Source organism: Pseudoalteromonas rhizosphaerae (assembly GCF_902498845.1).
Taxonomy (GTDB): domain Bacteria; phylum Pseudomonadota; class Gammaproteobacteria; order Enterobacterales; family Alteromonadaceae; genus Pseudoalteromonas; species Pseudoalteromonas rhizosphaerae.
Genome location: NZ_CABVLM010000004.1, coordinates 260,667 through 274,911, shown reverse-complemented (window position 1 = coordinate 274,911; position 14,245 = coordinate 260,667). Strand labels below are relative to the sequence as shown.

The following is a 14,245-nucleotide window of genomic DNA, read 5'->3' as shown; positions in this document are numbered from 1 at the left end:
CTGTGTGGTTTATTTTAACCACATAGCTAATTTATCTTTCAAAACTTTTGGCTTTATGGGTTTGGTAATATAATCATTCATACCAGCTGTAATACAACGCTCTCTGTCACCTGCCATAGCGCTGGCAGTCATAGCGATAATAGGCACTTTCGCATAGTCAGCACCAGCTTTGTTGCTGCGAATTGCAGAGGTCGTGTCATAGCCATTGAGGTTTGGCATTTGGCAATCCATAAAAATCAGATCAAATAAAGCTGTTTGCTCTGTATTTAATATTTCTAGTGCATCGAGGCCATCGCTGGCACATACAATAGTGACACCGGTATTTTTTAATATTGCTTTGGCAACTTCAAGGTTGATCATATTATCATCAACCAATAACACCTTAAAATTTGAGAAATCGTATTCAACATATTCTGTTTGCTCACTACCTTGGCTAGCAACCAAAAAACTATTATTAACACCAAACAAACTTGCTAACTTATAGCTAAATTGATCTTGAGTAAGCGGCTTATTAAGTACATGGCAATTTTCAGGCACCTGCTCTTTGGCTTTTTTACTAAGCAGTAAATCCCGCAAGATTAATACATATTTTTTATTCTGCTTATTACATAAATTAATCAGTGTTTGTAAGTATGGGTGATCATTATCAACAACCAGTAAATCAACTTTTAACTCTTGATATTGTGCTTGGTAGTCAAATCGTTGAATATTATTGGCCGCTACTTGGCAATTTTTAATCAATAAATTAGTGACATTGTTATATACACTGTCGCTATCTATCAGCACGCCAACCTGAATATCTTTTGCCAACTCAACGGCTGTATTGAGCTTTTTCTCAGCTGCAATATGTAATTGCACTTGCGCTGTAAAACAGCTTCCCTTGCCCTTTTCACTGGTGACGCTAATATCACCGCCCATCAATTGTGCCAACTTACGACAAATTGACAAACCAAGCCCTGTACCACCAAAGTGGCGAGTGGTACTGGTGTCCTCTTGGGTAAAGGCTTCAAACAGCTTATCGATATTTTTTTCAGCAATGCCGATGCCCGAATCTTCAATAACAAAGTTCATTAATAACGTATCTTCAGTAAGATACTGACAGCCAAGAGTTAAACTGACTTCACCTTGATGAGTGAATTTGAATGCATTATTAAGTAAGTTTATTAATATTTGTTTTAATCGGTGGCTATCCCCGACTAACATACGGTCTATAACTTTATCGGTATGCAAAAACACTTCTAAGCCTTTACGCTGGGCTTGTAATGCCATAGAGGTGATCATATCACTGCATACAGTAATCACATCAAAACTGTGATTATCAATATCTAGTTTACCTGCTTCTATTTTTGAAAAATCCAAGATGTCATTAATTAATGTCATTAATGAGTTAGCGCTGCTATTGGCCAGCTCTAGGTATTGCTGTTGCTGTTGCGTTAGTGTGTCTTCTTTGAGCATTTCCAGCATCCCTAATACACCATTCATAGGGGTACGTATTTCATGGGAAATGTTAGCAATAAAATCACTTTTCGATTTACTGGCTGCCAACGCTTCTTCAATCGCACTTTCAAGTTCAGTTGTGCGTTGGCGAACCTTTTGCTCTAACGTACTATTGAGTTTTTCAAGCTCTACTTGAGTCTGTTTAAGTGAATTGATGTTTCGTAAAATCGCTGCAACTTGGTGGCGCTGGGTAAAAATATCAAACACGCTAGTAAGTGTAATTGAGTAAAAGTGTTGTTGATCCTGCGGATCAGTATACACGCCTTCAAATGATGGTTTTGACCCCTGCGCTATGGTTTCATCAATACATGAATTATCACTTTCAGCAAGCGTAAATAATTGCGTGAATTTGGTGTGATCAATAATGATATAAAAGCACTGTAACGCTGTTTTATTAGCATTACTGATAAGCCCATCCTCTTGTACTGTTAAAATTGCATCGAGGGAATTTTCAATAATCTTGTTATTACGCTCCTTCAAGGAGTGAAGCTCCAATTTGCGGTTTATATACCTTTGATAGAACCACACTAATAACCACAAAGCAGTGAAAAGTGAAATAATTACCAGCACAAAATGATCACGACGCTTAGCAACGTCTTTTGCCAAAATATCGGTATTAATCGATACCGCAAGTTCAAGGGGCAACATGATAATGTTATTTTCTAAACTAATACGTTGTTTTAAATAATAATGGCTTGGTAAATCATGAAAAGGTAAAGTCGCTTGGCTGCTCATATCTTGGCTTTGACTAAATACACTTAACCAAGTAATGTCTTGACCAAACTCAAAACCAAATCGTAGTTTAGGATCTGGGTGAAATAAAAACTGCTGCTGATCATTTAACAGATAAACATCAACCCCAGCAGGTGAACTAAAAGTAACACTATTAAATAACTCATCAGCAAAATAATTGGTTACTAATACAGCAAACACTGTTCCTTGTTTATTAAATACCGGCTTAGCAACTCGGTAGGTACTCACGTAGGGGATCTGAATTTGGCCATGCTCTCGATTATAGTTAATCGGTGATATATAGACAGATTCACTATCTAACTTGCTGGCATTAAGCATGTAATCCCGCTGCCCTTTTTGTTGTAATAAGTCTCCCTCGAGGCGCACCACAACATCATTGATCCTATCAACACGGACAATTTCTTGACCATTATCAGCAAGGGTAATATATCTGGCTTGTAATAGCTGCTGGTCAGTGCGCATAAAGCCACTAAATATTTCAGCTAAACGCGTTTGCCATATTGCTATGGGAGTATTTAATAGTGGATCAATAAGGTTATTTGCAGCGGCTCGGCTGATGCCACTGATAGGCGGTGTGGCATTTAAAAAGTTGATTGACGAAACACTGTCTTTTAAATGTCCTTTTAACATCAGTGCTTTTGTATCAAGCTCTTGCTGTAGTGTGGTTTGGGCAACCTGGTAAACATCTTTGCGTACTTTCAGCTCAAATATATATAAAGCAGGTATTGCGAGGATGAAAAAAAACAGCAATGCTAATAAAGAAAGTTTATTACTGCGAAATAAATTAAAAAATGTCAGTGAGTTGCGCATCAAAATTGCCAGTTTTCTTTCAAAACAAACTACATTATAGAGCAATTAAAAAGTTATCTCTGCGCTTTTTATCGATTCTTAGTTTTTCTAAGGAAACTATAATAATAAAAATGACGAGCTAGCCCGTCATTTTTATTATTTAACTGAGAGTATTGTAACAACCACGCCCAGCCTACTTCTATATAATTTATTATCTAAATAAGACTTCTTCTTTATTAAACCATTTAACACAAAATGCTAATAGTGCACCGGCAACAATCACGGTCGCTAAAAAGATTAGTCCAAGTAACGTGTAATCAATCGTACCTTTGATAATTTCTTTAATCGCTAAAGCCACATTAGTAACCGGTATAAATGCAGTTTTAGCTGTTAGCTCAACATTCGGTAGTAAAGCAACAATGATAGGAAATATCACCCCCATACTCAGTGGTGTCATGTAATTTTGTGCTTCTTTAAAGCTACGCGCATAAATCGATATTGCTAATGCAAGAGAAGAAAAAATCGCGGCGACGGGTAATAAAATAATAAAAATGAGTGCCAAATCTAATACTCGTAATGAACTAAATGCTGTTTTTATTACATCCAAATCAATGAAAGAAATCGCGATACTGATCCAAACGCCCATACTCAACACGGTTATCGTTGTAGTGGCGATTGACGCTGCAAGTAAAGTAATAAATTTACCTAATACAAGTTGCGTACGGGTGATTGGTGTAAGTAGTAACGTTTCTAATGTGCCGCGTTCTTTCTCACCTGCACCTAAATCAATTGCTGGGTATGTTGCTCCCATCAATACTAATGGGAGCAGTAAGTAAGGGATAAAGCCGCCTATTTTCTCACCTAAATTTTCTCGTTTATCAGCAGTATCAACTTTTACAACTTTGATTGGATCAATAATTGCACTTTGTTGCTCAACTGAAACACCGTAGCTTAATAGTTTTTCAGCTCTTAGCTTATTACCAAATTCTTCAGCAAGCTCTTTTACTCTGTCGAATAAAAAGTTAATCGCTTTAGCATCGTTATAAACCACTTGCCACTGGCTTTGTTTTGCGTCATCAAGGTTTTGTTTGGCATCTGCGGGTAAGAAAATACCCATATCAATGGTGCCGGCTTTAACGGCCTCTGTAAGCTCTGCAACTGTATTAAAGGTGTGATCACCTTTGTATAATTGAAAACTTTTATGATAAAAAACTTTATCTGTGAATGATTGCGCATATTCGCCATTGATAATGGCATAGGTATGAACTTTTTGTTCGGCTTCAAGTGTTGCTTGAGAACTAATAAATGCCATCACCGCAAATAATAATGGAAAGATAGCAACTGGTAATGCGACAATAAAAATGAGTGTTTTTTTATCTCGTAATAGCTCCTTTAATTCCTTTTTAAATACTTCAAACATTATTTTTCTCCGTCAATATATTCATAAACGCTTGATTTAGTTCGTCGCTTTTACCCACTTTTTTAAATTCGTCAAGACTGCCGTCAAAACAACTGATACCTTCGTTGATCACCGCAACGCGGTCACACAGTAGCGCTACTTCATCTAAATGATGGGTTGAAAATATAACAGGAGTCCCTTGCGCTTTAAGCCGTTTGATAAACTCGATCACCGTTTGAGTGGTCATAATGTCTAATCCAGTGGTCGGCTCATCAAGTACCACGACTGCCGGATGGTGCACAACTGCGCGGGCTATATTAGCTTTTTGCTTCATACCCGTTGATAAATTATCAGCACGTTTATCAATAAAGCTATGCATATCGAGTAAATCAAATAACTCTTCACACCGTGCTCTAATCGCGTCTTTACTCATACCGTGTAGTTTTGCAAAATATTCGATATTTTCTTTTACCGTTAAACGGCCATATAAACCGGTACTGCCAGATAGAAAACCAATAGACTTACGACCAAATAGTGGTTTTTTAATGATGTCTTCACCAGCAATAATTATTTGCCCTTCATCGGGTTTTAACGCTGTCGAGATCATTCTTAGCGTGGTGGTTTTTCCTGCACCATTAGGGCCGAGTAAGCCCAGCACTTCGCCTTTATTACAATGAAAGCTGACATCTCGCACCGAATGAAAATAATCTTTATCTTCACGGGGATCTATTTTATCGACTTTGTTTTTTTTATGGTCTTTAGTTAGCTTAAATTTCTTTTTAAGCCCCGTAACTTCTATCATGTTCGTGTCCTTCGTTTTGGTCTAAAGTAATCCGTATTACTATAAAACTCGGGGTTATTATTATCATACCAGCCTGGTACGCCTAGCAGTGGTAATGGTGAGAGCTGGCTATTGTCCCTTAAACAGTTATCAATGCTAATCATCTCATAAAGGGTTTGATCAATATACTGATACTGCTGGGCTAAATCTTTACAAAATATGTCACTCGGTACTTTTACAAATAATGCTTTACCTGTCAGACCAATATACGGCTTTGTTAGCATTTCATAATTAGCGTGGCCGAACATAAATGGCGCAATGGTTTTACCCCACAACGCTCTTTGCTCAATAAATGCCTGCTGCCATTGATGATTTTTAAGTAACGCAGGCCAAACATCATCACTTACAGCAAGTACAACCCCACATTCATCAAACAAGGTTAAAGCATTGCGGTGTTTTGAGCGTACTTTAGTGCCGTGAAGTGTGATCTCTTCAACATGACGTTGATTGATCAATGCTTTCGTTTTAGGAAATAAACACCAGATAAGTCCACCAAATAAGTCATGCCAATTTTGTTGTCGCGTTGGTACTTTACCGGTATCAAAAATGATTTGCTCATAATAGCGCTCTTCCTCACTAAAGCAGGCATCTTCAACAAAGCGAATTGTTTGCTGATTTGCATTTTTAGCATCTAAAAATGATGAAATCCACGCACATTGCGGCCAGTCGGATAAACCGTTTAAAGAAAACAGTGTATTTAAATGGCTAAATGCACCATTTTCTAAACTGGCGCTATGCCATTGTTCGTAAGGGGTAAAACGCTTCATGAGTATCTTTAGCTTTACAATTATTATGGTTGGAGTTTACCGCAAAAACTGGTTCTCTTTAATAGAAGTTCTTATACTGAGCTCACTTAAAACAAAAAAAGAGCGACTATGAAACGTTATTTTTCTCTGACACTCCTTGCAACTGCGGTACTTGCAGGATGTGCAACAACAAGTCTCACCTCTGATGATGTTAGCAAAGGGTATAATTCAATCAATGCCCAACAACTCGCAGAGCATGTCAAAGTGCTTGCCTCCGATGAATTTGGAGGCCGCGCTCCATCTTCAAAAGGTGAAGAACTCACACTAGCTTACCTTACTGAAGAATTTAAAAAATTAGGTTATCAACCAGGTAATGGCGACAGCTTCTTACAAGAAGTTCCGTTGGTGTCTCTTGAAGCAGATCCAAACATGGTGTTAACTATCGGCGGCAAAGATTACCAGTATAAAAAAGACATGGTAATGGGCAGCAGTCGCATTAGCGAACGCCAAAGTATTAAAGACTCCGAACTGGTATTTGTTGGTTATGGTGTTAATGCCCCTGAATATAATTGGAATGATTACGCAGGTTTAGATGTTAAGGGTAAAACTGTGGTGATCTTAGTCAACGACCCTGGTTTTGCCACTAAAGATCCTGCTTTGTTTACCGGTGATGCCATGACTTACTATGGCCGTTGGACTTACAAATACGAAGAAGCCAGCCGTCAAGGTGCTGCTGGAGCTATCATCGTTCATGAAACTGCACCTGCCTCTTACCCTTGGTCTGTGGTTGAAAACTCATGGAGCGGCGAGCAGTTTGGTTTTCAAAAAGAAAACAATAATATGGACAGAGTCGCTGTTGAAGGTTGGGTAACCACAGAGGTTGCTAACGAGCTTTTCACTAAAGCAGGTTTAGATTTTGCCAGTGCGAAAGCCAATGCAGCAAAAGGTGCTTATCATGTTGATATGGGCGATTTAACGGCGTCTGTTGCGGTTAAAAACACCATCAAAAAATCAATTTCATATAACTTCATTGCGACTTTACCCGGTAGTGAAAAACCAGATGAGCATATTATATACTCAGCACACTGGGATCACTTAGGTACGGATAAAAACCGTAAAGGCGACCAAATCTACAATGGAGCACATGATAACGCGACAGGCACTGCAGGCTTAATTGAAGTAGCAGAAGCGTTTGCAAGCTTACCAAAGCACCCTAGCCGCTCAATGACTTTCTTGGCAGTGACAGCTGAAGAGCAAGGTTTATTAGGATCTAAGTATTATGCTGCACACCCAGTGATAGCAGCAAATAAGACAGTCGCTAATATTAATATGGATAGCTTGAACTTGTTAGGCAAAGTAAAAGATATCAGCGTGGTTGGTATTGGTAAATCAGAAATGGACTCGCTATTAGCACAGGCAGCTAATACACAAGGGCGCACGGTATCCGGCGATCCTAAACCATCTTCAGGCGGGTACTATCGCTCTGATCATTTTGCTTTCGCCAACATGGGTATTCCAGCGATGTATGCGGGTGGTGGCAGTGAAGCACTTGACGAAGATACGGCTAATTATCGTAAACGCATGAGCTTAGTGCTACGTGGTTGTTACCATCAACCATGTGACAGATACCGTGATGAATGGGATCTATCGGGAGCTGTACAAGACTTACAACTGTTTTATCAAGTAGGTTTTGATATTTCAGAGCAACCACAATGGCCCAAATGGAATGCGAACTCAGAATTCCAAAGAAAATAACGCAAATGATATTGATTTTCATTTAATTTGAATCTAAAGTGCAACTTAGATAGTTTTTAGGTTGCACTTATGTTTTCACTTTCACTGCCCAAAATTAGTTTTCCAGCGTCCACACATTTTATTACCAGTAATAAACGGCTGCTATTACCGCTATTGTTGTTGTGTTGTTTAGCTTATGCTCCTTTGCGAGCAATGACATTGACGGCAATGAGTGATGCGTTTTTTCAAGTTAGTATATTTGTTGCCGTCACTTTATTTATCTATTACTACGCCATCGATCGGTTGCCTCACTTAGAGCTTGGCTATTTAAGCCAAAAATCACCCTTGTTAGAAATTAGTTTTGCTTCACTACTAGGAGCTTTACCTGGCTGCGGAGGCGCCATCATAGTAGTGACACAATTTACCAAAGGACAAGCGAGCTTTGGCTCTATCGTTGCTGTATTAACAGCGACCATGGGGGATGCTGCATTTTTACTATTAGCAACGAAGCCGCTTGAAGGCTTACTTATTATGATTATTGGCCTAAGCGTTGGTATTATCAGCGGATCCTTAGTCAATGCATTTCATAAGCAAGATTATCTTCGCCCAGCAAAAAATGATTATGCTGATGAGTGCTTAAATCAGCCTAGTAAGGCAATTATAGTCAGTAAATCAATTTGGCAAATTATTATGATGCCCAGTCTTATTGTGGCAATAATGATTGCTTTCAATACTGACTTTTCAGCCTTTGATGCTCTACTTGCTGAATCAATAACCTTATTTGGCGCTATTATGGCGCTATTGGCTGTGACAACTTGGGCGCTGTCGTCTAAAGGTCAAAGCTATCAACAAGTAACTTCAGAAGAAGAGACTATAACGCCCCCTTCAAAGCTATATAAAGTTTTGCAAGACACCCATTTTGTTACGGCATGGGTAGTTGCCTCATTTATGCTATTTGAGTTATTAGTAACATTTGCCGGTGTGGATTTAAAAGCCTGGTTTACTCACTATGCATACTTAGCGCCTTTAATTGCCGTTTTGATTGGTTTTTTACCTGGCTGTGGACCACAAATAGTGGTAACTACATTGTATATTCAAGGCATCATTCCCTTTAGTGCCTTAGCTGCGAATGCAATATCAAATGACGGCGATGCCCTTTTCCCTGCAATCGCAATGGCACCACGTGCCGCATTTGTGGCAACAATATATTCGGCAATTCCCGCTTTACTCGTTGGCTATGGCTTATATTTCTTTGGGGTGTAAGTCACTGACATAAAAAAAGCTCAGCGACTGCTGAGCTTTGATAAAATGAATAATTAAGAGCTACGCTTAACTCATTGCCATCATCATTTTGGCTGGGTTTTCTAAATACGATTTCCACAAGTTATTGAATCGCGCTATCGTGGCCCCATCAATCACTCGGTGATCGCCTGACCAACTAACTTGCATAATTGCAGCAGACACCACTTGCCCTTTGGCATCAAAACGCGGTAGATGTTGTAATTTACCCAATGCCACAATCGCCACTTCTGGCTTGTTGATAATTGGCGTCGCAACTGTTCCGCCAATCGCACCAATATTAGAAATGCTAATTGTGCCGCCTTTGAGATCGTCAGGGCTAACACGTCCTTCACGGGCAGCATCCGTCAATCGCGTTACTTCATTGGCTACATCAACAATACTCTTTGTTTGACATTGTTTGATATTTGGCACTAACAAACCAATTTTAGAGTCAACTGCCATACCGATATTGTGATCATCAAAGTAGCTAAGCTCAGTGCATTCATCATTTATTTTCGAGTTTAATACCGGAAATTCTTTCATAGCCAGCGATAAGGCCTTGATGAAAAATGGCATCATTGTCAATTTAACGCCTTGTTGCTTATATTGCTCTTTTAAATCACTGCGCAAAGCAATCAAAGTTGTTAAATCAATCTCATCACAAAATGTAAAATGTGGGATAGTCGTTACCGAAGCAACCATTTGTTTAGCCATTGCTGCTTTGATGCCTTTAATTGGCTCAATGCGCATGCCGCCAGTGTCGCTAGCTGTGGTTTTCGTAACGTCAGGCTTCGTTTGCAGTGGTGATGTATCAATACTATTTGGCACTTCCCCTTTCACAAACTGTTCAATGTCCTCTTTGTAAATACGGCCATTCTTACCACTGCCTGGGACTGTGGTTAGATCAACATCAAGTTCACGTGCTTTGCGTCTTACTGCCGGTGATGCGACCGCCTTTTTATTAATTACAGGGGCTGTCACTGACTTTTCAACTACTGCTGGTTTTTGCTCTACCGCTTTGGTTTGTGCTTTCACTAATGCATCATTGATATCGACAACGTTTGCTTGAGTGCCTGCAATCGACATTTGAAAAAGTGGACTGTGTACTTGTGCAACATCCCCTTTAGCATAATAAAGTTTTACCACTGTGCCGGTATATTTAGCTGGAATTTGTACGAGTGCTTTATCTGTCATTACATCACAAACGGCTTGGTCTTCTTCTATCAAATCGCCTTCGCTGACTAACCACTCAACAATTTCACACTCAACAATTCCTTCACCAATATCGGGAAGGATAAAATCCTCAACGACTTCAGAGTGAGTATTTGTTTGCGTGTGTTCTATTACGCTGGTTGTTTCTGGTTGAGTATGATCGGCTGTAGTCTCACCAGCTACATCCATTGCAAACAGTGGGGCATGCACTAAAGCAATATCCCCTTTAGCATAATAGAGCTTACTGATCACACCATCATGAACCGCAGGAATTTGCACCAGTGCCTTGTCTGTCATTACATCACAAATCGGTTGATCTTCAGCTACGGTGTCGCCTTCGGCTACTAACCATTCAACAACTTCACATTCAACGATGCCTTCACCGATATCCGGTAAAATAAAATCTTTTGCCATGATGACTCCTAAAATTCGACCGATTGCTTGATTGCTGCTAGCACTTTCAACGCATCAGGTACATATTCTTTTTCAAGCGCTAATGGATACGGAGTATCTAAGCCGCAAACACGTAAGATAGGTGATTCTAAATGCAAAAAACATTCTTGTTGGATTGTCGCCGCAATTTCTGCACCAAAACCATTAGTGATTGGTGCTTCATGGCTAACAATAAGTCGCCCTGTTTTTGTCACTGAGTTAACAATCGTTTCCATATCCCATGGTAAAATACTGCGTAGATCAATCACTTCACAACTAATACCCTGCTCACTTGCACGTTTTGCAGCATCTTCGATGATTTCCATCTGTGCGCCCCAAGCAAGTAGTGTTACATCCGTACCTTCACTAACTATTTCAGCTTTACCAAGTTCAATGCTGTAATCTTGTTCAGGAACTTCACCCGTTGATGCACGATATAAACGTTTAGGCTCAAAGAAAATAACTGGATTATCATCTTTAATTGCAGCACGTAATAAGCCCTTTGCTTGGTAAGGGTTGCGAGGGACAACAATCTTAAGTCCCGGGGTATGTGCAAAATAAGCTTCAGGTGATTGCGAATGATATAAACCACCGGCAATACCACCACCGTAAGGAGTACGGATAGTCAGGTTGCCAACATTAAACTCGTTACCGCTACGATAACGAAATTTAGCAGACTCATTTACTATTTGGTCAAAGGCTGGAAAGATATAATCGGCAAATTGAATTTCAGCAAGTGCTGGTGCGCCAAACGCTGCTAAGCCATTAGCAAAACCCATGATCCCTTGTTCGGTTAATGGTGTATTAAATACACGGTGCTGACCATATTTCTCTTGTAGTCCAGACGTTGCGCGAAATACGCCGCCAAAATAGCCAACATCTTCACCAAAAATACACGCTTGCGGATGTTCAGCCATAGTTATATCAAGGGCTGAATTAATCGCATGTAACATATTCATTTTAGCCATTACTTAATTCTCCCTGCAGTCACTGGGTAAGCATCGGGGTGTTGCTTGATATGCGTTTTCAATTGCTCGTATTGACGTTGCAAAGAAGGGATCGGTGTATCATATACATCCGACACCAACTCTTCTAAGGCCGGTTTTGCAATCACTTCAGCGCGTTTTAATGCGGCTAGGATATCTTCACGAATTTGCTCTTTGGCTTTATTGTCTTCTTCTTCATTAAGCCAGTTTTGCTTAATTAACCATTTGCGAAAACGTTCGATTGGACAAGATTGATAATTTGCTTCTTCGTCTTTTGAACGATAGCCACTAGGATCATCTGATGTAGAATGCGCGCCAAGGCGATATGCAATCGATTCAATTAAAATCGGCTCACCTGTTTTAGTGGCAAGTTCACGGGCTTTTTTAGTTGCGGCATAAACAGCAAGTGCATCAGCACCATCAACACGAATCGTTTTAATACCGTAACCTACGCCACGAGAAGCAATGCCGTCGCCCTTAAATTGCTCATCCGCAGGAGTTGAAATCGCATAACCGTTATTGCGAGCAAAAAATATAACCGGTGACTTATGCACTGCGGCCATATTTAAACCAGCATGAAAGTCTCCTTCTGAAGCAGCCCCTTCGCCAAAGTAACAGATAGTTATGTTATCTATCGTTGAGCTTAGTTCACCTGATTTTGCATCTATGTGTTTAATTTTCTGGCCGTACGCGTAACCAGTTGCTTGCGGTATTTGAGTGCCTAGCGGCGATGAGATAGTCATGTAATTAAGTGCACTTGAACCGTAGTGAATTGGCATTTGGCGACCTTTACCTAAATCCAACTCATTTGAAAACATTTGATTCATAAACTGATCAAGTGTGAAGCCACGATAATGAAGTGCAGCCTGCTCGCGGTATTGCGCCATGATCATATCGTCTTGATCAAGTGCCGCAGCAGACGCTGTCACTGCCGCCTCTTCGCCTAAACATTGCATGTAAAAGCTTACCCGGCCTTGGCGTTGAGCAGCTTGCATACGCTCATCAAGTGCACGAATAAAACGCATTGTTTCATACAAGCGCAGCGCAGTACTTTCATCAATACCGGGGGCTGTTGCACCGTCGTGGATATCGCCATCCTCGTTTAAAATACTCAAGGTCGGAATATTTAAGGCATGACCGTCAATAAATGAAAGATCGTGACTAATATTCAGCGATACGTTATTTGGATTGCTCATAACCTACCTTCTTTTGTTGTCGTAAACAGTACAAGTCAGTTGTTATTATTGGCTGTGCTCTGCAGGATAAACTTTGCAGAAACTGTACTGTATTTAAATTAAAGCTGCTAACACTTTACGTTAACGTAAAGTGTTATTCAACTAATCATAGACGAAACAAAGTTAATTGGCGACAGTGGCATTGGAAAGTTAACTATACAAGAGCATAAAGTATATACAATCATATAGTTAACGATTTGAGCTGACCTGCAAAGCAACAAATTAAATAATATTATCAGTCAGTTGTAATGGTATTACCGTTAATAATGCACGTTGTCCAAGGGCAACATCGGCATTAGGAAATATAATTGCTTCGCCTTCAACATCTGCGTAATAACAGGTCTGACCATCCGTTGCGAGTAAATCACCTTTGCTAAACCCGGTAAAATTCTCGGCATCATCCGAAAAAGGAAACGAAAAATCTTGTTCAGTGCGATTGATTGATCGGTGCACAGCAAATAACTCAAAGTCACTTGCATCAAATTCTTTATATATCACTTCTTTTTGGCTAATTAATGCGATTAGGGTCGCTTTGGTTTTCGCAAAACGACTCATATCATTTTCACCAAACGGTTTTACTTGACCAAGTTCAACGGTAAATGAATCTGCACCATGAACAAAAGAAGAATAGTAACTAAAAGTGGTGGCTGGTGATTTCATCATTAGCACCGTATTTACTCCACAGCTTAATAAAAACTGTAGTTGCGACTTTTTCCACGGTTTACCATGTAAAAATGGATATACAGCAAATTTATCATTTTTTGAACCACGAATAGCAGTATGCAAATCGTAATGACAGCGCTCTCGCTGCTGCCCGCCGCGTTGATAAAAGTCACTAACATATTGTTCAAGCTTGGCCGCTCGTGTGCGCTCATTATTCATCTTTACACCTTCGACAGTGTGATGACCATTAAATAAACGGTTTAGATTTTCTTCTACAAAACGCTTGTCAATATTAATTGATTGCGGGTTACCAAAAATAAACAGTACACGCTGTGCTAGTTGTAAATCGCCTAAGATAATACGCTTAATTAATTCATCGCAAATTTCAATAGGTGCTGTTTCATTACCATGGATCGCACTTGAAAGTACCACATCGATTGTAGTTGCGCATTTTGGTTGAAACTCTATAACGCCGGTGTCATGAATAGTTACAGTGGTACCATTACTTAAAGTAAAAGCACTCGGTGCTAAGTGCCATTCATTATTACGGCTGAGAGTTAAAAAATCGCCTTGCTGTTGTAATTCGTTTAAATACTCTGAGTTGGCTGTCATAATCCAAATGCCTTCATATTATTATGCAAATGAGAAACAAAAACGGCTGAATAAATCAGCCGTTA

The 14,245-nt window shown here is 39.7% G+C and carries 10 protein-coding genes; 2 read left to right on the top strand and 8 right to left on the bottom strand.

Going from position 1 to position 14,245, the window contains the following annotated elements:
* Nucleotides 1-9: 9 nt before the first annotated feature.
* The 4 genes from PSR9079_RS08265 to PSR9079_RS08250 all read right to left on the bottom strand — a co-directional run bounded on the left by PSR9079_RS08265 (nt 10) and on the right by PSR9079_RS08250 (nt 6,046).
* Nucleotides 10-3,060 (bottom strand): ATP-binding protein, encoded by a 3,051-nt coding sequence (locus tag PSR9079_RS08265; RefSeq protein WP_149981090.1) that lies wholly within the window; start codon nt 3,058-3,060, stop codon nt 10-12.
* Nucleotides 3,061-3,250: 190 nt separating this feature from the next.
* Entirely contained in the window at nt 3,251-4,459 is a 1,209-nt protein-coding gene (locus tag PSR9079_RS08260) for an ABC transporter permease subunit (RefSeq protein WP_149981089.1), read from the bottom strand.
* Nucleotides 4,452-5,240, bottom strand: coding sequence for an ATP-binding cassette domain-containing protein (locus tag PSR9079_RS08255; RefSeq protein ID WP_149981088.1), 789 nt, complete (start codon nt 5,238-5,240; stop codon nt 4,452-4,454). The genes PSR9079_RS08260 and PSR9079_RS08255 overlap by 8 nt, the downstream gene beginning before the upstream one ends.
* Complete coding sequence (locus PSR9079_RS08250) at nt 5,237-6,046, bottom strand: DUF3025 domain-containing protein (protein ID WP_149981087.1); 810 nt, start codon at nt 6,044-6,046, stop codon at nt 5,237-5,239. Before PSR9079_RS08250 ends, PSR9079_RS08255 begins: the two co-directional genes overlap by 4 nt.
* A gap of 108 nt (nt 6,047-6,154) precedes the next feature.
* On the opposite strand from PSR9079_RS08250, the gene PSR9079_RS08245 reads away from it, so the two are divergent.
* Complete coding sequence (locus tag PSR9079_RS08245) at nt 6,155-7,780, top strand: M28 family metallopeptidase (protein ID WP_149981086.1); 1,626 nt, start codon at nt 6,155-6,157, stop codon at nt 7,778-7,780.
* Between the two features lie 69 nt (nt 7,781-7,849).
* Nucleotides 7,850-9,022 (top strand): putative manganese transporter, encoded by a 1,173-nt coding sequence (locus PSR9079_RS08240; protein ID WP_149981085.1) that lies wholly within the window; start codon nt 7,850-7,852, stop codon nt 9,020-9,022.
* Nucleotides 9,023-9,088: 66 nt separating this feature from the next.
* Here PSR9079_RS08240 and PSR9079_RS08235 read toward each other — a convergent pair whose 3' ends face one another.
* The 4 genes from PSR9079_RS08235 to astE all read right to left on the bottom strand — a co-directional run bounded on the left by PSR9079_RS08235 (nt 9,089) and on the right by astE (nt 14,180).
* A complete protein-coding gene (locus PSR9079_RS08235) occupies nt 9,089-10,666 on the bottom strand; it encodes a dihydrolipoyllysine-residue acetyltransferase (RefSeq protein WP_149981084.1) in 1,578 nt (525 codons plus the stop codon).
* Nucleotides 10,667-10,674: 8 nt separating this feature from the next.
* Complete coding sequence (locus PSR9079_RS08230) at nt 10,675-11,652, bottom strand: alpha-ketoacid dehydrogenase subunit beta (RefSeq protein ID WP_145233893.1); 978 nt, start codon at nt 11,650-11,652, stop codon at nt 10,675-10,677.
* Entirely contained in the window at nt 11,652-12,866 is a 1,215-nt protein-coding gene (locus PSR9079_RS08225) for a thiamine pyrophosphate-dependent dehydrogenase E1 component subunit alpha (RefSeq protein ID WP_149981083.1), read from the bottom strand. Before PSR9079_RS08225 ends, PSR9079_RS08230 begins: the two co-directional genes overlap by 1 nt.
* A gap of 261 nt (nt 12,867-13,127) precedes the next feature.
* The gene (gene astE / locus PSR9079_RS08220) at nt 13,128-14,180 is read right to left on the bottom strand and encodes a succinylglutamate desuccinylase (protein WP_149981082.1); all 1,053 of its coding nucleotides are present in this window, start codon (nt 14,178-14,180) and stop codon (nt 13,128-13,130) included.
* Between the last annotated feature and the right edge of the window lie 65 nt (nt 14,181-14,245).